This is a genomic window from Selenomonadales bacterium 4137-cl, assembly GCA_032334055.1.
In the GTDB taxonomy this organism is placed as follows: domain Bacteria; phylum Bacillota; class Negativicutes; order Sporomusales; family UBA7701; genus Anaeroselena; species Anaeroselena agilis.
The window spans coordinates 1,266,961-1,291,845 of record JAUOZS010000001.1 but is presented as its reverse complement, the minus strand read 5'-3'; the positions used below and the strand labels follow the sequence as shown (position 1 = coordinate 1,291,845).

28 protein-coding genes and 4 tRNA genes are annotated in these 24,885 nt (G+C 50.6%); 8 read left to right on the top strand and 24 right to left on the bottom strand.

From position 1 onward, the window contains the following. Nucleotides 1-125 precede the first annotated feature (125 nt). The 6 genes from Q4T40_06800 to Q4T40_06775 all read right to left on the bottom strand — a co-directional run bounded on the left by Q4T40_06800 (nt 126) and on the right by Q4T40_06775 (nt 5,247). On the bottom strand, nt 126-1,793 hold the full coding sequence (locus Q4T40_06800) for a pyocin knob domain-containing protein (protein MDT8900938.1): 1,668 nt from the start codon (nt 1,791-1,793) through the stop codon (nt 126-128). Next, nucleotides 1,793-2,500, bottom strand: coding sequence for a hypothetical protein (locus Q4T40_06795; protein MDT8900937.1), 708 nt, complete (start codon nt 2,498-2,500; stop codon nt 1,793-1,795). Before Q4T40_06795 ends, Q4T40_06800 begins: the two co-directional genes overlap by 1 nt. Nucleotides 2,501-2,629: 129 nt before the next feature. Then, a complete protein-coding gene (locus Q4T40_06790; GenBank protein ID MDT8900936.1) occupies nt 2,630-2,878 on the bottom strand; it encodes a hypothetical protein in 249 nt (82 codons plus the stop codon). 13 nt (nt 2,879-2,891) lie between these two features. After that, complete coding sequence (locus tag Q4T40_06785; protein MDT8900935.1) at nt 2,892-3,104, bottom strand: hypothetical protein; 213 nt, start codon at nt 3,102-3,104, stop codon at nt 2,892-2,894. A 137-nt stretch (nt 3,105-3,241) separates the two neighbouring features. Further along, nucleotides 3,242-4,120: a DUF5309 family protein gene (locus Q4T40_06780; protein MDT8900934.1), complete on the bottom strand. Its 879-nt coding sequence runs from the start codon at nt 4,118-4,120 to the stop codon at nt 3,242-3,244. A gap of 17 nt (nt 4,121-4,137) precedes the next feature. Next, nucleotides 4,138-5,247 (bottom strand): hypothetical protein, encoded by a 1,110-nt coding sequence (locus Q4T40_06775; protein MDT8900933.1) that lies wholly within the window; start codon nt 5,245-5,247, stop codon nt 4,138-4,140. Between the two features lie 465 nt (nt 5,248-5,712). Between Q4T40_06775 and Q4T40_06770 the strand changes: the two genes are divergently transcribed. Next, nucleotides 5,713-5,898 carry a hypothetical protein gene (locus Q4T40_06770; GenBank protein ID MDT8900932.1) on the top strand — a complete coding sequence of 62 codons (186 nt, stop codon included), beginning with the start codon at nt 5,713-5,715 and terminating at the stop codon, nt 5,896-5,898. On the opposite strand, the gene Q4T40_06765 is transcribed toward Q4T40_06770, so the two are convergent. After that, nucleotides 5,885-8,116, bottom strand: a complete 2,232-nt coding sequence (locus Q4T40_06765; GenBank protein ID MDT8900931.1) for a hypothetical protein — start codon at nt 8,114-8,116, stop codon at nt 5,885-5,887. The two genes, Q4T40_06770 and Q4T40_06765, sit on opposite strands and share 14 nt — an antisense overlap. A gap of 11 nt (nt 8,117-8,127) precedes the next feature. Continuing rightward, nucleotides 8,128-9,573: a hypothetical protein gene (locus Q4T40_06760; protein ID MDT8900930.1), complete on the bottom strand. Its 1,446-nt coding sequence runs from the start codon at nt 9,571-9,573 to the stop codon at nt 8,128-8,130. Between the two features lie 320 nt (nt 9,574-9,893). Between Q4T40_06760 and Q4T40_06755 the strand changes: the two genes are divergently transcribed. Beyond that, complete coding sequence (locus Q4T40_06755) at nt 9,894-10,556, top strand: outer membrane beta-barrel protein (protein MDT8900929.1); 663 nt, start codon at nt 9,894-9,896, stop codon at nt 10,554-10,556. An 86-nt stretch (nt 10,557-10,642) separates the two neighbouring features. Here Q4T40_06755 and Q4T40_06750 read toward each other — a convergent pair whose 3' ends face one another. The 8 genes from Q4T40_06750 to Q4T40_06715 form a co-directional block, all read right to left on the bottom strand. Continuing rightward, nucleotides 10,643-11,233, bottom strand: coding sequence for an MmcB family DNA repair protein (locus tag Q4T40_06750; protein ID MDT8900928.1), 591 nt, complete (start codon nt 11,231-11,233; stop codon nt 10,643-10,645). Next, nucleotides 11,223-11,681, bottom strand: a complete 459-nt coding sequence (locus tag Q4T40_06745) for a hypothetical protein (protein ID MDT8900927.1) — start codon at nt 11,679-11,681, stop codon at nt 11,223-11,225. The genes Q4T40_06750 and Q4T40_06745 overlap by 11 nt, the downstream gene beginning before the upstream one ends. A 101-nt stretch (nt 11,682-11,782) precedes the next feature. After that, nucleotides 11,783-12,385: a ferredoxin-thioredoxin reductase catalytic domain-containing protein gene (locus Q4T40_06740; GenBank protein ID MDT8900926.1), complete on the bottom strand. Its 603-nt coding sequence runs from the start codon at nt 12,383-12,385 to the stop codon at nt 11,783-11,785. Further along, on the bottom strand, nt 12,385-12,636 hold the full coding sequence (locus Q4T40_06735) for a hypothetical protein (GenBank protein MDT8900925.1): 252 nt from the start codon (nt 12,634-12,636) through the stop codon (nt 12,385-12,387). Before Q4T40_06735 ends, Q4T40_06740 begins: the two co-directional genes overlap by 1 nt. A gap of 46 nt (nt 12,637-12,682) precedes the next feature. After that, nucleotides 12,683-12,774 (bottom strand) — tRNA-Tyr (locus tag Q4T40_06730). Between the two features lie 3 nt (nt 12,775-12,777). After that, nucleotides 12,778-12,852 (bottom strand) — tRNA-Thr (locus Q4T40_06725). Nucleotides 12,853-12,854: 2 nt separating this feature from the next. Further along, a tRNA-Trp gene (locus tag Q4T40_06720) sits at nt 12,855-12,928 on the bottom strand. Between the two features lie 6 nt (nt 12,929-12,934). After that, nucleotides 12,935-13,010: transfer RNA gene (locus Q4T40_06715), tRNA-Glu, on the bottom strand. Between the two features lie 76 nt (nt 13,011-13,086). On the opposite strand from Q4T40_06715, the gene Q4T40_06710 reads away from it, so the two are divergent. Next, on the top strand, nt 13,087-13,368 hold the full coding sequence (locus Q4T40_06710) for a hypothetical protein (protein MDT8900924.1): 282 nt from the start codon (nt 13,087-13,089) through the stop codon (nt 13,366-13,368). Between the two features lie 5 nt (nt 13,369-13,373). Here the strand turns inward: Q4T40_06710 and Q4T40_06705 are convergent, their stop codons facing one another. From Q4T40_06705 to Q4T40_06690, 4 genes are all read right to left on the bottom strand, one after another. Next, a complete protein-coding gene (locus Q4T40_06705; protein MDT8900923.1) occupies nt 13,374-13,610 on the bottom strand; it encodes a hypothetical protein in 237 nt (78 codons plus the stop codon). A 128-nt stretch (nt 13,611-13,738) separates the two neighbouring features. Further along, a complete protein-coding gene (locus Q4T40_06700) occupies nt 13,739-14,212 on the bottom strand; it encodes a DUF5662 family protein (protein MDT8900922.1) in 474 nt (157 codons plus the stop codon). A 10-nt stretch (nt 14,213-14,222) separates the two neighbouring features. After that, on the bottom strand, nt 14,223-14,507 hold the full coding sequence (locus Q4T40_06695) for an AAA family ATPase (protein ID MDT8900921.1): 285 nt from the start codon (nt 14,505-14,507) through the stop codon (nt 14,223-14,225). 493 nt (nt 14,508-15,000) lie between these two features. Further along, a complete protein-coding gene (locus Q4T40_06690; GenBank protein ID MDT8900920.1) occupies nt 15,001-15,426 on the bottom strand; it encodes a terminase small subunit in 426 nt (141 codons plus the stop codon). Nucleotides 15,427-15,976: 550 nt separating this feature from the next. Between Q4T40_06690 and Q4T40_06685 the strand changes: the two genes are divergently transcribed. From Q4T40_06685 to Q4T40_06665, 5 genes are all read left to right on the top strand, one after another. Further along, complete coding sequence (locus tag Q4T40_06685; GenBank protein MDT8900919.1) at nt 15,977-16,303, top strand: hypothetical protein; 327 nt, start codon at nt 15,977-15,979, stop codon at nt 16,301-16,303. A gap of 160 nt (nt 16,304-16,463) precedes the next feature. Then, nucleotides 16,464-17,360, top strand: a complete 897-nt coding sequence (locus Q4T40_06680) for a zincin-like metallopeptidase domain-containing protein (protein MDT8900918.1) — start codon at nt 16,464-16,466, stop codon at nt 17,358-17,360. 74 nt (nt 17,361-17,434) lie between these two features. Next, complete coding sequence (locus Q4T40_06675; GenBank protein ID MDT8900917.1) at nt 17,435-18,874, top strand: hypothetical protein; 1,440 nt, start codon at nt 17,435-17,437, stop codon at nt 18,872-18,874. A 3-nt stretch (nt 18,875-18,877) separates the two neighbouring features. Next, complete coding sequence (locus tag Q4T40_06670) at nt 18,878-19,918, top strand: M28 family peptidase (GenBank protein MDT8900916.1); 1,041 nt, start codon at nt 18,878-18,880, stop codon at nt 19,916-19,918. A gap of 343 nt (nt 19,919-20,261) precedes the next feature. Next, nucleotides 20,262-20,489: a hypothetical protein gene (locus Q4T40_06665; GenBank protein MDT8900915.1), complete on the top strand. Its 228-nt coding sequence runs from the start codon at nt 20,262-20,264 to the stop codon at nt 20,487-20,489. A 663-nt stretch (nt 20,490-21,152) separates the two neighbouring features. On the opposite strand, the gene Q4T40_06660 is transcribed toward Q4T40_06665, so the two are convergent. The 4 genes from Q4T40_06660 to Q4T40_06645 are packed head-to-tail and all read right to left on the bottom strand — an operon-like array spanning nt 21,153 to nt 24,610. Next, on the bottom strand, nt 21,153-21,398 hold the full coding sequence (locus tag Q4T40_06660; GenBank protein MDT8900914.1) for a hypothetical protein: 246 nt from the start codon (nt 21,396-21,398) through the stop codon (nt 21,153-21,155). 17 nt (nt 21,399-21,415) lie between these two features. Further along, nucleotides 21,416-23,341: a DNA N-6-adenine-methyltransferase gene (locus Q4T40_06655; protein ID MDT8900913.1), complete on the bottom strand. Its 1,926-nt coding sequence runs from the start codon at nt 23,339-23,341 to the stop codon at nt 21,416-21,418. Beyond that, nucleotides 23,286-24,071: a hypothetical protein gene (locus tag Q4T40_06650; GenBank protein ID MDT8900912.1), complete on the bottom strand. Its 786-nt coding sequence runs from the start codon at nt 24,069-24,071 to the stop codon at nt 23,286-23,288. Before Q4T40_06650 ends, Q4T40_06655 begins: the two co-directional genes overlap by 56 nt. Continuing rightward, nucleotides 24,029-24,610 (bottom strand): sigma-70 family RNA polymerase sigma factor, encoded by a 582-nt coding sequence (locus Q4T40_06645; GenBank protein MDT8900911.1) that lies wholly within the window; start codon nt 24,608-24,610, stop codon nt 24,029-24,031. The genes Q4T40_06650 and Q4T40_06645 overlap by 43 nt, the downstream gene beginning before the upstream one ends. Nucleotides 24,611-24,885: the final 275 nt, after the last annotated feature.

Below are 24,885 nucleotides of genomic sequence, written 5' to 3'. Positions count from 1 at the left end.
TAAGCACCCCTTGAATCCATTGTTACTCCACCGGAATTAGTAAGGGTTAACCCTCCAATAATGTCCCTAGTGACATCTCCCCCATTCAAAATGGAAAGGAGGGGCCACCTATTTACTAGGGGCATCTATACCACCAACCTTACTTCCCAATGCTCCAGACGGAAGCTACCGTTAGTGGCTCCCTGCACCTCCACGCTCACCGTAGGGGCAATAACATTGGGGAAGTCAAGAAGGGCGGTCTGAATGCCACTCGCATCGTAGGAGAGGGTGGTGTCGAGGATACTGGTCTGCGTGCCATCCGTAGAGGTCGCAATGAACTTCACAAGGGCGGCGGTGGTTCCCGGATCGAGACTCACCTTGGCAACAACCCTCAACTTACAAGCCGTGTCATACGCCATGTTCACAGGGAACTTGCGTATATCTAGTTTAGTTAGTGAGGACATGTTCACAGACATGTTGGGGGTTTGAGTGATAAGCGGTAGATCGGCAAGCGCATCCGCAGGGACACCCTGCACGAGGAGGCGGCTTACTACATACTCACCAGACACCGCCCTACCGGATAGCACTACCGTCCAGACGGCGTTGTCAAGCAGGGTGGAGCAGTCGATGTCTACGGTCTGGGTGGCATAATTGGCGTTGTTCTTGTTCAACATTTCCGCCGTCACCGTGTTGGTCCCATCGGTCACATCCACCTTGACATTACCATTACCCTTCTCGGAGACAAGCACCTTGATAGTCGGCTTGAACCTCGACGCTTCGGCGTGGAAACTTGCCTTCGCCAAAACATCGTAATCGGTAAGGGCGGTGTTGAGGGGGCTTGCCATGTGGGCAAGGGTCAACATCGAACCAGGAGTAATGGTCTGCCAAGTCATGTCTCCACGAAGGAACTTGCCCTGCTCCGCTTCCGTGGGTTCATTAAGGGTCGGAGAAAATCTCCAACCACCCCATACGCCTGCGGTTTTGACCCTCTTATAAGTCTTACCATCGGCGAAAGAGGTTGCGGTCTGCTCCTTGTTGGCTCCATCGGCTACCGAGTTCTGATAAATGAACCACGAACCACTATCCGGTGCATTAGTCATCCCACTACCGTAGAAGAAGCCTACGTTGTCGCCAAGGTTGTTGATGTCGGAGGCGCTTACGTCCTGCCCACTCTTAATGACATCCTCCATGGTAGCAACTTGATTCCAGTCTCCCCAAGTGTTGGCTACCATGTAGCGGAAGAAATAACCAGTCCCATCGACGTTGAGGAACAATTGGATGTCGTATCCCACCGTTGCCCTTTTCACATTGATGAGATAGCCATCTTTCCCGCTAGGCGTATTAGTGCATCCGGAACAGAAGTAAAGGCCAGTCGCCCCCGCCACATTCAGATCGGCGCCGATGAGAGGAGCCGCATCTCCGCCGATACCGAAAGACTCCACGAAAGTGGCAATAGCATCATTGATTTTTTCGGTAGTACCTTCCGGCGTTTCCGCTCCTATCTGTTCAACGGTCACATCGTGGGGATTATCGGTGTCATTCAGATGGTTGTTGATTATCCCCATTATTTCGGAGAAGCCGCCTTGCACGTTGGTCGCCAGTAGGCCGGATACCGCCTGCATCGTAATGGAGGTAGCGGGGTGGGCCATCGCATCTAGCACATGGTTATTCAGAACGACAGTTGCGAAACTTTGGTTGCCTGCATCCGTGCCTAAGAGAAGTTTATTGGTGTCAGTGGTGAATGCCAGCTCACCCACCATAAGCTTGGGTATGGTCGCCTCTTTGCCACGGAAAAGGCGTATTCTAATACCCATTACCATTCACCTCCATCTATAACATCCATTGTGATGCCGGAAGTCCTTGGTACAAGGCCACGGTCATAGCCGAGGTTGCCCCAAGGATCACGGTTCATCATTTCGGTGTTGTTTGTATTCTGACGTTTGAGAAGGGAGAAGTAGTTCTGCATAAGGGCTGCACCCTTTTCTCTCCAATATTTTGCCTTATCTGGTTCACCAAGCATATCAAAGTATTCGGATGCCGCCAGATAGACAAGCACATTGGGAATCTCCACAGAGAAGACATTCTCCGAAATCTCATCGTCTTTGAGGTCTTGCGGATAGAACTCTCCGAATACCGATACTTGGCCTTCGGTAGGAATGGGGTAAAGCTTGATGCCAAACTCTGTCACAATGTAGTACTCCGGCACGCCGAAGGTGTATGGCTCTAGAAGCGATACCTCACCAAATATGGAGAATACCTGCTCAAACGATTGTAGCCGCTTTAAGTAGGTCTTTTGACCGTCAAGATTGAACTCGACATACCGGGGGTCTTTAAGCCTTGGTACTGTGACATCCCCATTGACAGGGGTGAGTTCTGTCACATAGGAAACCATCTTGTAGCAGAAAGTGCTACGAAAGATGTCCTTGGTGATACTATTTACGAAAAACAGGGCAAGGGACCGGTCAAGGTCTTGCCTCTTGACGATAAGGCTTATGGTGTCGATGACTTGTTTGCCTTTCAATCATTGCACCTCCAACGCAGAAAAATTGGGGAGTGGTATTGAGCCACTCCCCTCACCTTCCGCTTATCTAAATTACCGACGGCGCTTGAATTTCATCCATATCACCTCCTACAGGGTTACACCAACTGACTACGAAGCGGCAGTCAGTTTGGTATAGACGAACCCTGCTCCGGTGTATTCAACCTTGCGGTATACGTCAATCTCACCGGCTTTGGTATTCTTGGTGAAGATGATATCGCCAGGCTTGGCATCCGTAGGCAGAGCCGGACCGTTAGCGTATTCCACACCATAATCGCCCTCCATATAGGTGATTTTGTTACCACCGTCGAGGGTATTGGCAGTAATCGTGCCGTTGACAATCTTGGTGAACTGAATCAACTATTTCACCTCCCTAGATATTTGCGAACTTGGCCTTGTTACGCTCCTCAAGATATCTCCTCAGATACTTCCTGGCCTCACGGACTTCGCCTTTGCGTAGGAGCATATCCCATTGGCGGAGGAGTGGGTTCCAGAGGAACTCATAGAAATCCAGTACCGCCACTAACTTATGGGCGCCAGTCTTCTCAAGGGGAAACTTATCTTGCAGACTCCTCTCGCGGAACATGTCCAAGACCTCATTGTATTCCTCATCTCCGACTTTGGAAATGAGGTGAATGGTACGGTCAGATGGGTCACTAAATAGCGTTTGTTTGAACATGATGCAAAGTTAGGGGAGGGAATAGACCCTCCCCATCTCCTTTACTAGGCTTGGAGGTCGATGATCGCGGCGTGAGCATCTTTGGTACGGCACTCAAGGGTGAGTTGACCGTTGATGTTCTTGCCGATTTTGAGAGAGTCCTTCGGCAGCGGGGTCTGCTTGAAGGGGATGAGGTAGCAGGTGCGGAACAGGTCGGTCTGGAGGATGTCGATCCTGGTGTTATCGTACAGGCGGTGAGCCATAGTACGAACAGTCCCGAAATCGCTTTCGTAGACTTCGATGACGTTCACCAGTTTCTTGTCGGTCATGTCGCGGTTCTTGGTAGTCCCGGCGGTGAAGCCGCTCAGAGTCCGTTTGTTCTTGCCGGAGCAGAACAGGAAGTCGGCGTTGCCGCCCTTCTTCCATTGGGCTTCCATAGCGTCATTCACGAGAGCCTCTTCGAAGGCGCGGGGAGTACCTTCGTTGTCAATCACATTGACATCGTTGAACATCCGCACGCCGCCGAGTTGACCAACCGTGGATTGGGCGGAAGTGGCGCGGGTGTTCTGGTTGACATACGCCCACTCAACGTCCAAGGCCAGTTCCTTCATACACTTCTGCATTTGCAGACCGAGTTCGTCCTTTACTGCGGCCTTGAGGACGGCTTGCTGCGATTCGGTTACCCAGTAACCGGACTGGAAGATTTGCACGCTATTGGTCAGCTTGACGCGAGGAGTCGCGGCGGCAGCGGCCAGGTCGGCATCTTCGGCGTGCTTATTGGCACCGGGCGCACGCAGGGAGTCGGTGAGCCAGCTATGTTCCATTCCGGTGGCTTCACCTTTGGAGAACATGCTGTAGTAGGGGGTGTCTTTGGGGCTGATGTTGGTCAGGACATCGGAGATATCCTCAATCAGACCTACGGTTTCGTAAGTACGAGAAGCCATGCTTTGTCACTCCTTGATTAGAAGCCGCCGACATTATCCATGAGCCACTTGCGTTGCTCTTCTGCGGTCATTCCGCGAAGGTCTGTCGGGTCGGCTTTTTTCGGCTTGCTCGACTCAGTCAACGCATCCTTCTCTCCGCCTCGTGCCACGGCTACAGGCTTGGGCGTGGTGGGAACCCCAGTCAGTTTTGCGTAATACTCCTTGCGGCTATCCATAAAGTACTTACGGATAGTGGCGGTGTCGCCAGTATTGAACGCATTCTGAATCGCCACATACTCATTGTGGGGAAGCTTGTCGGCCTTGGACATAGCAAACTCAAAGACCTCATCGAAAGCAGGCTCTTCGGCTCTCAATTCCCGTTCAAGGTTGTTGAGACTCCGGCCTCTGTCGATGTACTGGCTGACTTCTTGAGCCACCTTATCACGCGCCTGTTGGAAGGCGGCAATATGGGAGAATTCAACCTCTAAGAGTTGGTCTACGCCAAGTTCCTTCTTGGCTTCGGCAATGGCACGCTTAGTGATGTAGTCGTTGGTCTGGCGGAAATCAGCGAAGTTGACTTTGTCAATCGGGGGGACATCGTCAGTTGCATTCTGCTCGAAGGGATTAGGCTTGTCGCCTGCCGGGGGGTTTTCGGTCTGCGGGGGTTTTTGCCGCATCGACTCGATCTGCTTCCGTTCCTCCGCGAGTTTCTGCATCTCACGAGTGAATTTCTCTTGGCGGATATAGCCACGGAGGGCTTCCTCAAGAGGAACCTTTACCTCCTGACCGTCAACCTTGACCGTGACGAGGTTCTGGTCGCCCGCGTCTGCCGTGCCGTCAGAGTCCCCGGAGGGTTGTTCTTCGGCGGCAGCCGGATTAGGCGTAGAGCCTTCGGTGTCAGAGGTTGCGGCAGGGGTAGACTGTTTCGACTTGAGGGCTTCTTCGGCTTCCTTTCCGGTAAGCCATTTGAAGTTCCCTTGCTCGTCGATAACGAATGCCTCCGGCCCATTCAACAGTTCTTCTGCGGTGCTTACGGAACTGGCGGTGTCCGAGTTGTCGGTGGCCTGCGCCTGACCACCATCTACGGGTGTACCATCATTGCCTTCACCGTCATTGAAAAGTTGCAGGTCGAATTTGTTGATATCCATGTTTTCCTCCTTGGGAGTCCGGGGTGGTTACCGGGTGTTCCCTGCTAAATAAATATAGCTAGTAGCATCGGAGTCCGGAGTTCACCGGGTGTTCCTAGCTTACTAGCTTGCTTTGTGGGGGAAGAGACTGACTACTACTTCCCCCTTGGAAACATGAGCGAACGGATATGCGGGTTGTCGTTGAAGAGTTGGAACAATCCATGTGCCAACTTATCGACAACCTCTTCCAAGATTTTATCCGGCACAGGTATCGCCATATGGTGGATAACCATATGCAGGAGTTCGTGCCACAGGGTTACTGCCTGCCACGGCACTTTGAAGTTTGTATTGATGCGGATTTCAAGGTCATCGGCATCAAAATAGCCGTAACAAGCCACATCACGGTGCGGATTCGGCTCCAGGATGATAGTGTAGTCGAAGCCTGCATAGCGGAGCGGAATCCTATCGGAGGTCTTCTGTTTAGGCTTGATTTCTCCTCAACTCCTCAATGGCTTCTCCGGCCTGCCTAATATGAAGAAGCATATCTTTTTCGATGCGGTCAATTTCCTTGACCACCTTGCGGCAAGCGGGGAGGTCTGCGTCTTCTGCGTCAAGCATGACCTTGATTACCCTGGCACGCTCTTTGGCGAAGTAATCATCAAGGTACGCTAGGGCGGTTTCCGCCGCTAGTCCCCTTTGATACACTTCCATTAGGCGTGCTTGCCTGTCTTGACTGTTGGTCATTGGCCTTTACTTCCTCCTCAGAGATGGTGATGTTAGCCTCGCTTGCGGCCTGCACCTTACCACTCGCAGGGAGGTCGCGGTAAGAAATACTTACCGAGGGTCCCCTTTCCTCAGTTTTGGGTTGGGTAGGTTGGGCGGTGGATGCGGCGATCTCTGCATCCACGATTTTGCCTTCAAGGTTTCCTCTTTGCTTAATCATCTCCATTTCAAGTTGGAATTTCTGTTTAGCCATCTCGATCTCCGCTTGGGCTTGCAGACGCATCTTCTCCAATTCCAACTGGATTTGGCCTTGCATCTGAACCTTCATCTGCTCAACCTGCATCTGCATTTCCGCCTGTTGTTGCGCCCCCTGGGCCGCGGCCTCTTGTTGTTGTTCAAAGTTGGCCTGTGCTTCATCCGGCGAAAAACAGAAGTCGGGCAGATTCTTATAGCCCATCTCCTCTACCATCTTGCCGAAGACGAATGCGGCGTGTTTGACACTCGCAATGCCTGCCGGAATTGCCTGTTGGTACGAGGCAAGCAAAGTCTGGAGTTTCTCCATTCGTGCCTCCTTGGAACCAAGGGCAAGGGCAGCATTAACGACAATATCAATCTCGCCACGGAGGTCATCCGGAGTGATGGTCAGAGTCTGATCGGCGATACGGATAACTGTGGCTTGGTCAATGAACTTCTGGTTCAGAGAAATGAGGAATCGGAACAAGTCCTTGACACCAGTCTCCAGAAACATCCGCAAAATCATTTCAAGCCTTTGTTGGCTTGCGTCCATGATGCGGCTAATCCCGGTCGCGGTCTTGTTTAAGGTATCGGCCTGCATCCCTTGGTTATAGCGGGTGATACCGGTCCGGTTCTCCTTGAGGGCATCCGCCAGCTCTACGAACTGGAAGACGATGCCTTCAATGGTTTCATGCGGCATCCAGTACACGGCATCCTTGGGGTTGCCGGAGACACGAACCGCCTTGCGGCCTTCAATGAACTCATTCTCGTCAAGCATGACATCCACGTTAATGAACGCCTGCTTATCGTTGGCTAGGGCGATATTGTATACCGCCTGCCTAAATAAGGCGGTCTTGAGGTCTTGAATCTCACCGATGAGGTCGCATAGGCCGCGCTTCGCCCACACACGGTACGGCTCACGGATCGGCGAGATAACAAAGAACGGATGTCGGCCTAGCGTGTTATTCTCAAGGCGGACAATGGTCTTGCCGACCTTACCGACGATAACCTTCTCCAAAAGACCATCGCCGTCTACGTCCGTTTCCCAGAAGCACTCATAGTAGACATACTCCTTCTTAGCTTCCTCTGTATCCGGCGTATCGTTGTCGATAGTGGCGGACAGAAGATAGGTTTCAAGGTTCGTCCGCTTCTTGGTTTCACCAGTACCGTAATCCTTGAGAGCCTTGGCAAGGTTCTCGATAGTACCTTCCTTCTCGCGGCGGCGGAGCCAGTCGGCGGTAACAACCATCCTCTGGGCTACAAGCTTGGCCTCGTTGATGTTCTTGGCCTTGCCATCATAGCGGAACTCTGCCGGAGAGATGACGGCGAACTCCGGTTGGTTTTTGTTGACCTTCTTGATAAGTTGATATTGGACAGTAAAAATACCGGGGGCAACCTGTTCGGCTTTCACCACCCGGTACTTGGTATCGGCTCTCCATTGCATCAACTGGCCTTCGTCGGCGGTAACCTCAAACAATTCAATGTCCTCGTCACGTTCCCACCAAGCCTTGAGGATGCCCACGTTATCCATGAGAGCTGCTTTGAACCAGTCATAGAACAACAGGAATCCATTGGCGTGGCGTTGCAGTTGGAAATTGATGAGGTCTTGGTGTACCTTGGCGTTCTTGTCGTTTTCGACATTCGTACCACGGAGGGCGATGACATCGTCCGACTGGAACATGATCCGCATCAGACTGGGGAGTGCCCATTCGATAGTATCCTGCACATCACTTGCCGTCAGGTCAGAGATGGGGGACAACTTCGGGTACTTTTGCTTGTAGTAGTTCTGATCGGCCTCGTACAGTTGCCGCCGCCGAATGAGTGGCCCCTCGATATCAGTTTCGTACTGGTCTTCCAGTTCCTTGAGTTCCTTATCGAGATTGTCCGATAACTCTTGAAGCTTCTTCGGCTTTAGCTTAATCTCAATTCCCACTAACTCACCTCCTACATACTTCCTGCCAAGGGGATTGACCCTGGCTTACGTTTTACCGCCGACCTCGACGGTGCTTTGGCTATTTGCTCCACATAGGCCAAGGTGTCAAGGACATCGTCGTGAAGCCCCTTGGGGAAGGACAGGAATTCGGCCTTGAAAATATTAAACCAAGGTAAAGTCGGCGAGAACCATATGGTTCCTACCGTAAACCTTGGTTGGAGCATCCGGATACGTTCTTCTTTTTTACCCTCTGCTCTGAGGGGTTCGACACGGAACCAGATGTTCCGTTCCTGCATCTCCTTATTGATGAAGTCTTCCAGAGCGGCCTGGTAGCCGACCTTCTCCAGACCGACTATCTTGATACCGTACCTAGAGACTAGGCGGAAGATATGCTCGATAGTTTCTGTAGGCGAGAAGTGGCCTACGGCTCCGTCGATGACGAACCAATGGTTCTGGGAGTTGACTCCGGTCACGAGGATGACCGTGTTGTCTGCCTCTTTCCTCTGGGAGATGGCGAGGTCAATGGTGATGTAGATGGAGAGTTCGCCGAGGTTAATCTTCTTTGGGTCGTAGAACTTTATCATGTCCTCGCGGAATATCTGGCTTCCGGGGGCTATCGCTTCGCACATCTTCTCGCGGAACCACACATCGATCTTGCCCATTTCCTCATAGGCGGTGCGTTCTGCGAGGATGTTCTCGATGCTATGCCGCTCCGGCCAGGTAGGCACGCCGTCCTTCATTATCGGTATCCGTTTGGTTTCGAAGCCTAGCCTATCTTTGTTGAGGAAGATTTGCTCGATGAGGCAGGCCGCGCCAAGGTTGTTGCCAATGACGAAGATACGACAGTTCTCGCCGAGGAACTTGACATCGGAGAGGAACCATTCCCAGTCATTGTCTTGTACGGTATCCGACTTGGCATCCTCAGTATCCTGGGGATCGTCGAGAATCAAAAGGCGGGGACGCTTGTCTTTGTAGACGGCGCCGCGAATCGACGCTCCCTTGCCGTAGGCTTCAAGGCGGATTTCAATCGGATTACCCCAAAGGTCTTTGACCAAAACGCAGAAGGCGTTCTGGCTTTGCTCTTTGACCTCGATGAGGTTGTGCTTGAAGATGGGATTGGACAGGTATTCGTCCGCTATCTCCTTGAGCCGTTGTGAGGCTTTCCTCTGAGTAGCAAGGATGAGGATGATATAGTCGCAGGCCAACGTGGGGAACATCAGTCGGTGAAGCAGGAACGCCCGAATAATCGATGACTTTCCGCACTCGCGGAAGGCTTCAATGGCGAAGTGCTTGTTGCCGTGAAGCAGAATCCTATCCCACTCATAATGAAAAAAAGCCGGAGGTCGCTCATCGACACCCGGCAGGTATATCCGGCGGAAGTTTACCACAGACTCCATGGCTAGTTCCATGGCAGCTACGGCTTCATCAACCATCCTTTGTTCGTCAAATACGGTCACATATTACACCCCTAATACCCCTTGGCGGCATGGTGACCATTGGGGAGTCTATGGGCGATTGCCTTATATGAACCCATAGTCTTCTTGGCTTCGCCGCCGCAGACGCACTTAACTTGCTTGTCATCATCCGTGTTTACTTTGCAAAGCATGTCAAACACTCTGCCACATTCAGTACATTGAAACTCATAAATCGGCATAATTACCTCCAAAAGGAAATTTTTAGTTTGACATCGACATTTGTGTCGCTGTATACTGTAAATGAATCAATTGATACGTTCGCTGATGCGGATGTAATCAAAACAAAGAAAGGGGTTCAGTAGATGAAAAAAGTGATTCTTTCCATGGTCTTTCTGCTTGTCTTCTCAGTAACCGCCTTCGCAAGTCCTGTCACCGATCTGGCTCCGGGTAAGGTTGGAATCGACCTTACATACCGCACCGGCCCGTCGATGAAACTGTCCAACGATAGCGGTAGTGTCGATCCCAAAGGTAAAGGCAACCTCGACTTCGGCGTAACAATAGGGATAGCCGATAAGTGGGGCATCCAGTACCGTCAATGGGATACGACAGGCAAGACTTGGACAAACCAGGGCGGCAACCCTGAAACCGACAAAGCCTACTTCAAAGAGGCCAACATCCTCTACACTTTGGACAAGAACCTCGCGGCCTACATCGGCTTCACCCAATCGAAGTTGACCATCGAAGAAGGTGCTACCACCTACGGCGGTAAAAACAAGAACAAGGTGCAGGTTGGTCTGATCGGCAAGGCTCCTCTGGGTAACAACCTCACAGGATACGCCTCCATCGGTGCAGGCTCCGACCTCTTCAACTGGGAAGTCGGCCTATCCACCAAGGTCTGGGAAAACGCCGAGTTCAATGTCAGTTACCGTGGAGTCAAGGTAAACAAGCTTGAACTGGACAATCTGACTCCCAAGTTCGACTACGATGTCAAAGGCTTCGGCTTCGGATTGAACGTCAAATTCTAGGCATAAAGAAAACCTCCCTTGCGGGAGGTTTTCTTTTTATCTTCTCCTTACTAAATATATACTAACTATAGTTAGTTAGTTGATAGTTAGTGACGTTGGAGTGTCCGCTTGAGCGTATGTAACTCATTGCTAACATCATAGTATCTGTCACGCCAGTTCTTTATTGTTTTCTGAGCCTCTTCCAAGCCTCGTTCAGCCCTGCGAACTTTTCTAGCGGCTGCCTTAACCTTCTCAGTTTCTGAGTAGGTTCGGTTATACACTAGATACTTGAAAATCTCAAAAAGCCTTGCCTGATCCAAATCCCGCCGACGCGCCTTTTTGATGATTGTTAATATTCCGCGCTCATTGCAGTAGATCAACCCTATACCTTCGGGAACTTCATCAGTAGTTACCATTCCTTCTGGAACCACAAAATAGAAAGATGTGCAGACCGGCAGATACTCTTGCCACTTATCGTCCCGGAGAAAATCGCTTCGGCTTACTTTTACCTCAAAGCCCTCGGTGACTGGGTTTAAGAACTGTCGTTCTTTAACCACAAACCCATCAAGTATCCTTTGTTGGCGGTTGTAATAGCTACCATCCTTGACATGGGCAAAAAATCTGAATTTGCGATCTCTACAATACCTAGCTAATGCCCGAATTACATCAGATTCTGTCATTGGATTTTTATTGTCCACCAATGTTACCCCTTACCAAGTCTTCAAATGAGGCGCCCCACATTTTGCTTGGCCTATAACCTAATGATTTACATAGGTCTGCCATTGCCTCAAGGCATGTATCTCCGAATCCGGATGGCGATTCTTGAAGGTTGATAAAATCTTGACGAGTAGCACACCAGGAGTTGCCATCTTGAAAAAGATTTAGACCACAATAATCTGCATAGTTATGGGCATCTTTGTTGTTACAACCCCACTTTTCCACCAAATCATTGATTCTTTGTCTATTGGCTCCTAGTGCAAGTGCCTCAACAAGGATTCTCCAAGCAGTTGCGCGGTTTGTGGGGTCTATAGGCCACAACATTCGTGCCATATCGCTTTCGCGGATATCTGCCGCTGTATCCCCCAACTCACGCTTATAAATTAAATCCCCATTAATATGGAGGTAATACCAACCTATAATCGCCATTGTCTTATCCTCTCATCTCTTCTATTGATTGACACGCATAACAATCTTAGTAGCTTTCCATGCCCTGGTACGCTTTTGGTTTATAAGGGCAATCCTTACATTTAATAGTCAGAGTTGGAGCTGCCGGAGTCGAAACTACTTCCGGAGTCGCAGGAATCAAACGAGGGACTGGATTCCATAGTACTTCTATCGGTAGTATCCGTGTCCCATCCACGAGATGCACCACCCCCACCACCGGAACCACCTCCAAAACTAAAGTCTTCTGAATCCGAAGAAGGCTGCGGCGAAGAAGATGGCGATGGATAGGAATCCGATTCCAAAGAACCAAGCCCCATGGGAACCACCACCCCTACATCGAAGTCGCCCTGCACATCCTCCCTTGCGATCCGGCGAAGTTCTGACGGTCTGTGGTCGGGTCTGACCGATACGAAGCATTCACCCATGGTGCAAGGCACGCAATGGGTATCATGTCGAGGATCGAAGACGCATCGTTGACAAAGACCGTAATGCGACTTGGCGACATTGACCACCTTCGGTAGCTTGTCTTCGAATAGGCCGCAATGGCAATGACCTTCTTCCCTGTATTCCTTACAGGGGCAGACGTTGTCATCGGTGTGGGCAAGCTTGCAGGGGCAATACCGTTTGCCGAACATCTTCTCGTTCCTAGTTAGTCCTTCAAGTACAATCTTCTTGTGTTCGTCCATTACTTACCTCCTATTGTGAATGTAATGCACGCCCCTCCGAACTTCCGGAGGATGCAGGGTATACCGATGACCAGTAATCGCTTATGGGCTTCACTGTCGGTGGTAACCAGACAGATGGACGGTAACCACTTGTTCTCGCCGCACTCGTTGAAGGAAAAGTCCTCTAAGTCCGGACCGAAGAAAATAAGCTTCGTATGTAGATACTGTTCGGCGATGTAAACAAGCTTCGGATAAAACCAGTCCCTATTCATGGTTACCTCCTTATAAAACAACCGCCCCGAAGGGCGGTAATTTTCTTGGTGGGCGAGGATGGAATTGAACCACCACCCTGTCTAGCAGACTACGGATTTACAGTCCGCGCCGACTTAACCAATATTCGGCTCTCGCCCAGTTGGAGCCACCAGTAGGACTTAAACCTACATCCACCTGCTTACAAGGCAGAGACACTATCATTATGCTATGGTGGCGTTGGCAAACCGACTAGGAATTGAACCTAGAATTGCAGTTTTGGAGACTGCCGTGATACCATTTCACCACCGGCCTAGAATTTGGTGACGCATGGGGGAGTCGAACCCACCGACCACAGATTGAAAGTCTGTTATCTTAGCCACTTGACCAATGCGCCATGTGAATATTGGGGGCCGGATTCGAACCGGCTTCGCTATCACCCATCGGCAGAGACTTCCGAGAAGTATCACCCAATGGCAGAGAACTATTTCAGCGTGTTCCCATCACGCCGCCCCAGTTACTTATCTAGGACAATCCCTTTGGACACCGCCGGGTTTTTGAACCTGTACTTCCTCCGGCAGAATGCCCCGGCCGATGATCTCGATCCGGCCTTCATCGAAGAACTGGGTATCGCCGATCTTGCCTTCCACGGCAGCCGGAGCCAGTCCATACTGGTCGCAACCATAAAGGTACTGGACTCTGGCGGTGATGATACCCTCAAAGCCGGTTATCTTGTCTCTGCCCTTCTGGCCTAACTGAATCATCGGCAAGCACCACACTTTGCACATACTCCCGCAGGGTCGTACTCGGCGATCACCTGGATGACCTGCATCTTGGAGTTGAGGTCAAGGCCAACACCGACTTCGATGTCGAGAACCTTGGGATTCAACTCGATCTCCTTACCAGTCACCTGCTTGTACGCATTTTCGATGCGGTCAACGCACATCATGGTGACCATGTCGATATCGTCGTGACGGATATCACCATCGACCAACAATATCATTTTCTCTCTGTACTTCATGTGGCATTTCTCCTCCCGTTTCATTTGAACCTGTTTCTGTATCTTATGATACTTCAAACGGTTCAACAAGTCAAGGAGAAATTTTCCACGGAAGTCTATTTTTTTTATAAATCCAACTGTTGCTCAATCCACGACCTAGTGTCGGGATGAAGAACCATCTTATCTTTGTTAGTTAGATACCAAGCCTTGGTGTCCGGTTTGCCCTGCGCCCTACCAGCTCCGCGCCAATCACAAAGCATCTCCTTGCGATATTGGTCTGGCATCGGCAGTATCTTCTGTGCATCCTGGTCGCCGCGCAATACCCACCATTGCCAATGATGCGGATTGCAATGTTGGTGATGTAGCCACGCCAAATCAAAAGAGCCTCCGACCTTACTAGGGTCATAGGCTCCAGTTGAATCTCTCGGTGATGGTTTATCGCCGTAGAACGTTTCGACATATGGAAACCACTCAGTGGGGGAGAACTTACTCAGATCGTGAACAACGCCCCGCCAAGGTATCCCCATTTTGCAACACTCGATAAAGACGTACCATTTATGCCTTAGAACATACCATAAGTATCTAAAGTGTTTGGTCATATTTACCTCCTCAACCAAGATATTTCTCGACAAACTCTTGGGTAAAAATAAGACCCTCATCGAGGGTGGGGACTTCATATTGAGAAGACATCCTATCGATAATCTTGGGATCAAGCCGCTGCAACTCATTGTTTCTTTCGTGGCATACACTCGCAGGCGTATCCACCAAAAACATAACTAGCTTTTGATTAAACTCCTTCGCCATTGCCCTCCACATCTTACGGCGTTCAACAGTAGTATTGGTGGCATCGACTATAACCGTATAACCCTCTTTCAATAGGGTACGAACCATCACTACAAACAATGGCAACCTTCTTTTGTGCCTCGGCACACTTTCTTGCCAATGTACTTTTACCGCTTAATGGGAACCCAACCATAATGATTAGGCTACCGAGATGCAACGGATTTTCTATATTCATAATCTCCTCCTATTGGAACCATATGGGAACCCAGATGGAACCAGTTGAAAAAAATACCTACCCACCCATGGGACTAAAAATCACTATAGGAACCCATTGAAAAAAAATCCTACCAAGGTGAAGGTTTAAAAGGAACCTTAAAATGGGATATAACCCACGATTGGAACCGCGTGCGCCGCGAGGGCGCGGGGCCGTCCAGGCGAACACCCCCGGGGGCCTGCCTGCTCGATCACACCCGCCGTCCGCCTACGTCCACCCACCTGCCTGCCTGCATTTTAATGGTATGCGCGACACGCCACTTGATGGACGACGAGGCGATTATATCAGTAATCATGCAGGTTCGTGGCCTATCATACCCCTACGTTACCACTATTCCCTGCCCTGTTGGCGTTCTGCAATAACACCTCTAGCACGGTCAAGAACACTAGCTATATGGTGATGGGATAGACTCCCAGTAATGTTTATATTCTGTTCCGCACCAAGTCCCACGCGGTCTAGAAGGTCACGACTAGCCTGCACTCGCACGGCTCTGGGGGCAGCATCGTCGTTTATCGTATCAACTAAACAATTTAAGGCATCAATAGCATGATACCTCATTTTTTCCAATAATTCTTCTTTTCTTCTTTCTACTTCTCTGGAAAGGTAAGGCTTGGTAAGGTTTTCACATCCTACTGCCTTTGCTACTGTTCTGTCTTTGACATCATATCCCGCCTGTATTACTGCTTCTGTTGCATTGCCATGCTCTATATATGCTTCTACGAATTTCTCTTGTTTTGGTGTTAGGTCTTTAGGCATATCGTGTTACCTCCTTTCTAGCTAGATATATATTTAGCATTACATGACTGTATTGTCTTATCTCTCTATTGGATATATCCCCATAGTACATAGAGACACTCTGCGGTAGGGAAATTCTCCATCTCCCCGCCGCTCGACCTACTGCACGCAGGCCAGGACTAAAGTCCTATCTCACCGGGACTAAAGTCCTATTTTTTATTCGTATCACTTGACACGCCAAGCGGATTAAATATATTATTTAGCCGTACCGACTGACCCGGTTAACGGTTCAATAGACAGGGAGGTGATACGGCAGCACCTTGACATATGCCCACAACACACGGCTACAGTATCAAACGATACTCCTGCCGCAGCAAGCCGCCGCCATTCGGTAGCCAAACGGATGGACGCTATAGGCGGACAAGGGACGGACGGAGCGAAGCCCATGCGCGAGAAATGGTAGTCAGATTCCGGTATCCCTTGATTCAAGCCCTCCCACGATTACTAGATTTTTATATCTAGTGATGGTGGGGCGGCTTGGCCGTCCAAATAAATTTTAGGGGGCAGAAACATGATTATTAGGGCGAAAACCATGAGGGCGTGGATTATGGCGAATCTCAAGGATAGTCTTTCCGACATAGCAAGCCATGGGGCGGACTGCGGTTATTATGGCATTACTTACAATAGCGACATGGTAAAGCTTTTCAACAGGTTCGAAAAGGAAATATGGGATGCCGCTTATGAAGATGCGGAGGCGATAGGATATAAAAACGTCTGTGCAATGGTAGCGGAATTCCGCCGCTCGGATATGATTGACGATATCGACACCTTTAAGGCTCTAATGGTCTGGTACTACGTCGAAAAAATCGCTAGGGAACACGAAGACAATTTAGGATAGCACGCAAGCCCATGACTAAAGCGGTCATGGGTTTTTTGGTGTCCTAAATAAGGGAGGTGATGCGATTGGATTGGCTCTATGGTCTGCTTGGTATCTTTGGCATGTTTGGTTTCATGGCTCTGGCTCTGGTAAAATCTCAAAAATTTGAGGAGGGACAACAATGGCGGTAAGCGACAAAGATTTCGTGTTCAAAATGGTTTCGGATGAGATTCAACGCCGGATGTCAACCAATACCCTACCATGGCGTAAGCCGTGGTCGCTCTCCGGCGGCTCTCATCAACAGGCGGTTTCATGGGTATCCGGCAAGCCGTATAACGGCATTAACCGCATTCTGCTTGATGCAGGCGAATACGCCACTTTCAAGGCCATTTCGCAGGCAGGCGGCAGAGTGAACAAAGGTGCCAAAGGTACTACCGTGGTCTACTGGAAGATTATCCCCCGCACCGTGACCGAGGAAGACGGCACGCAAAGGACCGTCAGAACGCCGTACCTGCGTTATTACACAGTCTTCAACATCGAGACACAGACCACCGGCCTAGAGTTAAGATGGACAGGCGGCGAGGTAGTCCGGAATGTTCGGCCTAGCTTGATAGCGGCGGATGTCGTGCGGCTCATGGCTAACAAGCCGACCATACAACACGGCAGAGGCGATGCAGATTATTCTCCATCCCTTGACCGTGTCCAAATAGCCTCTCCTAGCAATTTCCGTAATCCTGAATCTTACCATTCCACCCTATTCCATCAACTCGTGCATAGCACAGGCCACGCGGCACGGCTTAACAGACCGACAGTAGCGGATAATCCGGCCTTTGGGACTGACCCGTATAGCAGGGAAGAATTAGTTGCCGAAATTGGCGCGTCAATGCTTGTAGCTATGTGCGGCATGGATTTTAGGCGCACCATGGACAACTCTGTCGCCTATATCCAACATTGGCTCCAATACCTGCGTAATGACCCGAGGGCGATGGTGCTTGCCACCGCTCAAGCCGAAAAGGCCGTCCGTTACATCCTGTCGATGGATGCCCTCGAAGATGATGTGGAGATTAGCGAGGATTAGTTAAATATATATAGCTAGTCCTCCCTCGTCCCTGGCAGCCGCCCTGGCGGCACAAAAAACGAAGGAGGTTAACCATGTACACGCAAGAACAGAAAGAACGCTATGAACAGGTAATTCAAGCGTTCACGCGGCACAAGCCGGATTCCCCTAATGCCCTGCTTGCCCAATGGCAAGAGAACAAGGCCGACCTGTACAATCTGCTTGGCGGCTTGAAAGTCGAGAAGGAATTGGTTGTAACACCTAGCCGCGAAGATGTTGTCGCGGTCGTTGACCAGTACATCCGCGATTTTAACCCTCTGTTTCCCTCTCCGGTATTTCAGGCTCTGCGTAAAGTCATTAACCCTAGCGACTACGGCTATGAAGGTGACTATACCGATATCCCCAAGAATACCAGTAATTTCACCCAAGAACAGGCCACCGAAATGGGATTGCAACGGTACAACAAAGGCCAAAAGCTTGGTGCGGTTCTCAAGTCCCTCCTGCCGGATTCCGGCACATATGTCCTGCGTGGCAAAGAAAGAGGTATCCGCGATGCCTTCGACCTTGTCTGGTCGGAAATAGTCCAAAAATTCAAGGCCACCGGAAAGGTGGTCTTATCTATAGACCCGATTGACTACCTGACGATGTCCTATAACCAGAATGACTGGCAGTCCTGCCACCGTATAGGCGGAATGTATCAAGGTGGTGTGCTTTCCTACATGGCGGACAAGGTGTCTATGGTCGCCTATGCCTATAACGGCAAAGAAGTCGCCTATCTGCACAACGGCAAGGAATTCAAGTGGAATTCCAAACAATGGCGGCAGATGGTCTATATCGATATCCCCAGTCAAACGGCTATATTTAGCCGTGAATATCCCACCGAAAACCCTGTACTCAACAAAGAGGTTCGCAAAATGGTACAGGCTCTGTTCCGCAAAATCAACGGCAAGCCCATCCAATGGATGGTCACTAAGCAACAAAATAACCTGCACGAAACCTACGAGGGCGGCAGAGGCTCCACCCACTACCATGACGTACAGTCCGGATGGCAATATCGCGGCCAGTCGGGAAATCATTACGGCGTGCGGATGCGGCCTGCCCTGCAAGAACCTGCGAAGATTCATGTCGGCACATCCCCGAAATGCCCCATCTGCGGTGTAAATAACGTGTCAAACGGAGGTTCTTTCCTTTGTAGCGATTGCCGGAATCGTTGCTCCTGCCCAAATTGCGGCCAATCCACTAGCGAAAACCGCTTGGTGTATATCCGCCGCGAGGATGGTAGTCGTGTCCGGATGTGTCCGCATTGCCTTCAACAGTCCGGCGCCAGACAATGCCGCGATTGCCACGAATGGCACATGCCGGAATCCATGTCCACCACGCTTGATGGCGTTTGCAAAAAATGCCGCAACGCCAATTACCGTATCTGCAAGACCTGTCGCGTAATCCACCGCAGAAGCCAAACCTACCAGTACAACGGTGCTAACTATTGCCGCACCTGCTACGGCGAAGCACTAAATCAAGCGAGGAGGGCATAAGCCATGACAAAATCCATCACCTTCGAAGGTATCCTAAAATCGAGCCAAAAGGAACTCCTGACCCTCATCCCCAAAGTCCTTGAGGCCAGAGGCTACGAAGTAACCGCCAATGATGATTTTATCTATGCCAAGGGGGATGTCCCCATCCTCCTTGTTTCTCACCTTGACACGGTACACTACGGCAAGCCCAAGGATATCTTTCACGATAAGAAGCAAGGCGTTCTATGGTCGCCCCAAGGGATCGGCGGAGATGACAGGTGTGGCGTATACGCCATGCTTGAAATCTCCTGCTACAAGCCGCACCTACTCTTCTGCACCGATGAGGAAAGCGGGTGCAAAGGTGCTAGGGCGGTTGTCAAAGCAATGCCCAAGGCTCCGGATGTGAAGTACATCATCGAACTAGACCGTAAAGGCAAGAACGATTGCGTATTCTACTCTGACCGTAACGAGGAATTTCACAAGTATGTCAAGACTTTCGGATGGATGGAAGCCTATGGTTCCTTCTCCGATATCTCGACCCTATGCCCTTCATGGGGGATATCCGGAGTCAACCTTTCAATCGGCTACTATGAAGCCCACACTAAGCAGGAATATATCAACCTGTTCCACATGAGGGATTGCATCTCCAAGATCAAGGAAATGCTTCGCACGCCGCCTGCCGAGGTATTCAAGTATGTCGGCGGATATTACGGCGGCGGATACGGCGGATACTACAAAGACTATGACTGGGATACGAGATCATCACGGCGGCGTGGTTCATACTTCCCTTCAACATCGACTGGCAGAAAACCCAAAGGCCAGACCATAGTCAAGTCATACTGCAAAACCTGCCATTGCGCGTTGACCGAATACAACGAGTCGAAGATACCTAGCACCAAAGGGTATTGCATCATCTGCACAGGCGAGGACACATGGGAAAATGACAACGAGATTGTCACCTTCATCTGCCAAGAATGCGGCGGCGAATACCCTGTAGGAGATGCCTCCACCCTGTATCCGGATATCTGCAACAATTGCTACCAAGCCATCATGTCGGTGAAGTAGCAATTCAGATCCGATAGATCGGCTAAAACTAAATATATTATATTTAGCAAAGGGGGCCGCAAGGCTCCCTTTGTGATTGGAGGTCACAATGAGAAAGATAGTCAAGGCCAAGCTTTACCAGAAAGAATGCAAGTGCTTGCGGTGTGGAAAGAAATATTCCTTCGCCTCTGTCCTGACCTACAATGACGGCTCCACTTCTGCCGTTCTTGGTTGCGGTTGCACCTTCGTAGACCGGAGAAGAGTTGCTAATGGCTAGGGTGATTGAGATAGCCACCCTGGTTCTGCTCTATGGGTTGTGCGTTCACCAGATGGCGGTTATAATCATAACAAGGGGGAATTGACCATGGCGAAAGTTAAAATCAAGGTCACCCTACCAGTCACCTGCATTTTCCTTGTCGATGCCGAGGATGAGGAACTCACCCCAAAGGAGATGCTTATTCGGCAACAGGACTTGGCGTATGAGGTTCGCAAGGCAGTACATAACGAAATATCCTCTAACCTTGAATCAGTGAAGGACTGGGGATATACCCATGGTATCGGTATGGAACTCCAAGAGGTAGTTATCCACTAGAGAAAGCCAAAGAAATAGCCCTCACGCTTCGGCGTGGGGGCTTATTTTTTTTGCCTCTTCCATGGCTCTGCCGCACTTGCAGACACACCCATGGGTTTTGACTAGCATCTCTACCTTGCGTCCACACTTCGGACATATCCAGACGTAGACGTTCACGACTCTATCCTCTGGCTATTGCACCTATAAAGCATGGCGGAATCATCTTTGGTCTTGACGGCACAGGCAGTTCTCCATTGGCAGATTTTCGTGCATCCTTTACATCCGGCTAGTCTGTCCAGTTCAATCCTCTTCGGTTTCATATCCTGTGACCTCCATATTCGCCCTGTGGGCGTTTTTTATACGGCTTGGGTATCAACCTATACCCCCATACCCCTTCTCAAGGCAGACAGGCTCCAATTGATTCTGGTGGCGTGTCAAATGATACGATATACATGTATTTAGCATTGGGGCTTTTGACCTTCGCCCCGGATCGAGCTGCTGCGATCAGCCAGGCAGGCAAGTCCTAATTCTAAATATATATATCTAGCAAACATGAAAACCTTGAGTTGCATAAGTCTTTAATTCTTTATAAAGATTTTTCTTTATAAAGAATTAAAGACTTATATAGTTAGTAAGAGGAGAGCCTCAACGATTCCAGTTTCGGTTTCATCGAGGCTCCGCGTCCTACTCCATCTTGTTCGGGTCTTCGTAATACCTCTCGTCCCGAATCTTTTCCACGAACATCTCGTCCTCGTAGACGTAGACAAAGGATTCGTCTACGATGTTGGTGTGGAACATCGGCGTGTCAGGATTCTTCTTCCGTGCGATGTACAGTTCATCGTCGTTGAACCGTTCCATCACGGCTTTGGCTCTGGCCTCGTCGGTGTAGCCGCCGTAAATACCATTGCTACTCAGCACAATATAGACCATGTTGTCCTCCGCTATATTTAGTGAATCGGCATGGCGAGGAAGCGGCGTATCTGGCACATCAGGAACCGGACACACGGTACTGCCACGCTATTGCCTAGTGCTTTATACCTGGCGGTGTCGCTGCCCATGTCCGTCCACCCATCTGGGAATCCCTGTAATCTTTCACACTCCAGAGGAGTCAGGCGGCGGACACGGTAGTAGCCGTCGAATACCGAATGCTTATCGTTGGCGGTGAGGGTTGGCGATGGGTCGCCATCCTTGCCTATGCCCAGACCGTTGCCAGAGCCATCGTTGTTGCGGGTCGGGCCGCCGCCCTTATATCTAGTTGCCTTGTCCGTAATCGGTATGGCTACCAGATGCCCCTCCCTGCCGTTGGCGTTGGTGTTGAGGGTGCAGGCGACATCGATGGGGCCTGTGATACGGCTATCCTGGTTGTGCCATTCGAAGACAAGGTCGGTTGCGTCCTTGTAGTCCCTTTGCTTGAGAGAGGATGCCTGCTCCGATTGCTTGTATTCTCCGAATGACTGCATGGCGTAAGAGATTCGGTAGGTACTAGATATATCTAGTAAGGACGGCTCCACCAGACAGGGATGTTGGTCGCCCATGTCGCTGCGGAGCGTCTTCACGATTCCGCTATCGTCGGGGTCTGCATCGGCGCGGCGGACGAGATTGCCCACGCTAAAGGTTATGGGTTCTGTGCCTGTTGCTCCAAAGCTTGGCGGAGTAAATCCGGTATCTGCTTGCCCCTGGCATTGGCACGATTCAGAATCCCCCTGCAAGCCTGCCCACTCAAATAGTATTTGGGGTGCGGATTGACCTCCAAAATCTGCGACAAGAAAGATTCTCTTACGTCTTTGGGGGACTCCCCAATATTGGGCATCGAGAACCCTCCACGCAAGAGAGCGCCCTCTCCGGACGACCATTCCGCTTGGTTCCCATCGTCCAGATCGAGGAAGAGGAACCGGACATTCGAGGATTTCCTCGATAACGGCTTGGAAGTCTCTACCCTTGTTACTGCTAAAGGCTCCGGGGACATTCTCCCAAACAATGATTCTTGGATATACGCCATTCGTCGCTTCCCTCATTTCTCGGATAATGCGAATGGCCTCCATGAACAGGCCGGAACGTTCACCATCAAGACCCTTCCGCTCTCCGGCGATGGAGAGGTCTTGGCAGGGACTGCCGAAAGTGATGATATCGACAGGCTCGATGTCGTACCCACTAACTTTAGTTATATCGCCAAGGTGCTTCATATCGGGGAACCAGAAGGATGTGACCTTAATGGGGAAAGGCCCTATCTCGCTTGCCCAGACAGATTCGATTCCGTACATCCTGGCAGCGAAAGGGAACGCGGCGATCCCGTCGAACAGGGAGCCAAGCTTTAGTCGTTTAAGTTTAGGAACTGGCGATGGTTTCGGGCGGAAAATCACTATGGCACTTGGGAATGGGGCGCTATTCTTGCTATTGCCGAACTTTAGCCGCCCACGGATTAGCCTTATTTCGCCTTTCATACAGTAGTCGTGCCACCAACTGGTATCTGTTCTCGCTGGCAGAAGGCAAACCACCGTTGCTCCATACAGACTGGATTCGTAAGCTTTTTTCACCCATTGTCCGATTGTTCTGCCATAGGGCGGATTCATCCAACAAACCCCACGCCAAGTTTGAGAAAGACCGTCCATCTCAGGGCTGTAATATTTAGCGCACTTGGCATTATGGGGAAGGGCGCAGACATCGACCTCAAAGCCAAACTCCTTATCTAGTTGGTCAAAAAGGTCTTGGGGCGTTGCCCATTCGTCTGTCGCAGAAGAAAACAATCCCTGGTTAATGCTCATACAAGCGTCCTTTCTTGATTCTCTTCGCGCATCAAACGATGCTTCTTCCGTGCCTTTAGGGCATACCAAGGCTACGTTCAAGTAACCGGATGTCATCCAGAACGTAGACATCCCAGTCCTCTTTGCGTCCGCTAAACACGGCGACAGGTACATGGTTCGGCAAGGGTGCGTATCCCTCGTCCATGGCGTAACCGGCCCATCCCAGAAAGCTGGAGGTCTGTACGTTTATGGTCGGCCTCACTAGCCATTGCTTGGTCAGGCGGTTGGGCGTGGCGAAGAGAACCGTTCTCTGCCCTACATCGTGCTTATGCTCAAAGAAGTTGACGTTGGTCTGTAGCCACGCAAATCTTGCCGGAGCCTTTCCGGTATGCCATGTGGCGATGATGTATTGGTTCTTTCGGGCGTTCAGTATCACGATGCCGCCGCCTCGGAAGAACGGCACATCGAGGAGAGCTGCAAGCATCTGTTCCGGCGGTATGCCGTTGGTGGCTTTGGCTCTCTTCATTCCGTGGTTGCCGGAACGGACGAACAATATCCGCTTGGCATCCGCCAGAGGTTTAAGTATTTCGCGGAGTTGAAGAATCTGGTCGCTACCGTGGCAAGCCTCGTCGTAGAGGCTAGACCTTGAAACGGTATTTGCGGACTCGGTGGAATCACCGCCGATGATGACGAACAGGTTGGGAATCGCCAGTATCCTCTGCACTAAATTAATTAATTTAGTCTTGAGGCACGCTAGTGCGCCGTAATGTATATCCGCCAGGTCGATAACTCTTACTTCATCCGCATCCACACGCTTGATTACGGTGATGGCATTGAGAGCGTCTTCATGGTGCTTGTACATCTAACCCTCCCACATAGTAATGGGCAGGTTGTGATGTCATCTCCGAAACGGCTCCGGAAGTATTCCTGCAACCGACATTCCGTCTTTGTTCCGTAGATGGTTTTGCGTTGCCCATATTGTTTCGTGGTGTACCATCCTGCACTCTCCACCTTCATAGCACTTTCAAACGGTAGCCCCGGAGGCTTGGAGGTGGAGGTATGATACACTTCACGAACCCTACCTTGAAGGGAGTCGTAAATGTCCCCCCATATATAAGGGATTTTTTTGGGGTCTTTGTAAGCCCATTTCCGGAATTTTTTCTGGATTTTTTGCAAGTAACTGTTGACGGTCTGTCTCTCAATGCCCATCTCGTCCGCTACCTTGGCAAGGCTCCAACCGCTCACTATATATAAGTCTAGTAGGGTCTGGTAGCGTTCCGATAGATGCTCCTTGAAGTTGTGGTAAAACTCCGCGATGGTGGCGAGGCGTTCCTTCTCCAGCAATACCTCCTCCGGAGAGGCGGAATATAGCCGAATATGGGGGGCTACCTTCTCAGCCACTTGGCGTTGCCGCCTACTCTGATCTTCTTCATCCAGTTCATAGATAGCTTCCAGACGGCGGACGGCGGATGCTTCCGACAACCGCCCCTCCTTCACCTCGGTTAGGATTGCCTCAATCCGGTCATATGGCATGGTGTCTCACATCCGGGTCCGCTTTCGACTTGCGCGAACTAAACGTGTCGCACTTGTCATAGCCATAAGTAACCTTGAGGATGAAGCCGCCTGGGATTGCTTTGCCTTTTCTGGGCGTTTTCTTGTCTTCTGCTTTCGTATCG

Excerpts from the sequence above, each read along its gene's own strand:
- Q4T40_06800 (MDT8900938.1), bottom strand. The coding sequence starts at position 1,793 with ATGGGTATTAGAATACGCCTTTTCCGTGGCAAAGAGGCGACCATACCC.
- Q4T40_06785 (MDT8900935.1), bottom strand. The coding sequence starts at position 3,104 with ATGTTCCGCGAGAGGAGTCTGCAAGATAAGTTTCCCCTTGAGAAGACT.
- Q4T40_06780 (MDT8900934.1), bottom strand. The coding sequence starts at position 4,120 with ATGGCTTCTCGTACTTACGAAACCGTAGGTCTGATTGAGGATATCTCC.
- Q4T40_06775 (MDT8900933.1), bottom strand. The coding sequence starts at position 5,247 with ATGGATATCAACAAATTCGACCTGCAACTTTTCAATGACGGTGAAGGC.
- Q4T40_06755 (MDT8900929.1), top strand. The coding sequence starts at position 9,894 with ATGAAAAAAGTGATTCTTTCCATGGTCTTTCTGCTTGTCTTCTCAGTA.
- Q4T40_06745 (MDT8900927.1), bottom strand. The coding sequence starts at position 11,681 with ATGGCGATTATAGGTTGGTATTACCTCCATATTAATGGGGATTTAATT.
- Q4T40_06740 (MDT8900926.1), bottom strand. The coding sequence starts at position 12,385 with ATGGACGAACACAAGAAGATTGTACTTGAAGGACTAACTAGGAACGAG.
- Q4T40_06735 (MDT8900925.1), bottom strand. The coding sequence starts at position 12,636 with ATGAATAGGGACTGGTTTTATCCGAAGCTTGTTTACATCGCCGAACAG.
- Q4T40_06710 (MDT8900924.1), top strand. The coding sequence starts at position 13,087 with ATGGCAGAGAACTATTTCAGCGTGTTCCCATCACGCCGCCCCAGTTAC.
- Q4T40_06700 (MDT8900922.1), bottom strand. The coding sequence starts at position 14,212 with ATGACCAAACACTTTAGATACTTATGGTATGTTCTAAGGCATAAATGG.
- Q4T40_06690 (MDT8900920.1), bottom strand. The coding sequence starts at position 15,426 with ATGCCTAAAGACCTAACACCAAAACAAGAGAAATTCGTAGAAGCATAT.
- Q4T40_06685 (MDT8900919.1), top strand. The coding sequence starts at position 15,977 with ATGATTATTAGGGCGAAAACCATGAGGGCGTGGATTATGGCGAATCTC.
- Q4T40_06680 (MDT8900918.1), top strand. The coding sequence starts at position 16,464 with ATGGCGGTAAGCGACAAAGATTTCGTGTTCAAAATGGTTTCGGATGAG.
- Q4T40_06675 (MDT8900917.1), top strand. The coding sequence starts at position 17,435 with ATGTACACGCAAGAACAGAAAGAACGCTATGAACAGGTAATTCAAGCG.
- Q4T40_06670 (MDT8900916.1), top strand. The coding sequence starts at position 18,878 with ATGACAAAATCCATCACCTTCGAAGGTATCCTAAAATCGAGCCAAAAG.
- Q4T40_06665 (MDT8900915.1), top strand. The coding sequence starts at position 20,262 with ATGGCGAAAGTTAAAATCAAGGTCACCCTACCAGTCACCTGCATTTTC.
- Q4T40_06660 (MDT8900914.1), bottom strand. The coding sequence starts at position 21,398 with ATGGTCTATATTGTGCTGAGTAGCAATGGTATTTACGGCGGCTACACC.
- Q4T40_06655 (MDT8900913.1), bottom strand. The coding sequence starts at position 23,341 with ATGTCTACGTTCTGGATGACATCCGGTTACTTGAACGTAGCCTTGGTA.
- Q4T40_06650 (MDT8900912.1), bottom strand. The coding sequence starts at position 24,071 with ATGTACAAGCACCATGAAGACGCTCTCAATGCCATCACCGTAATCAAG.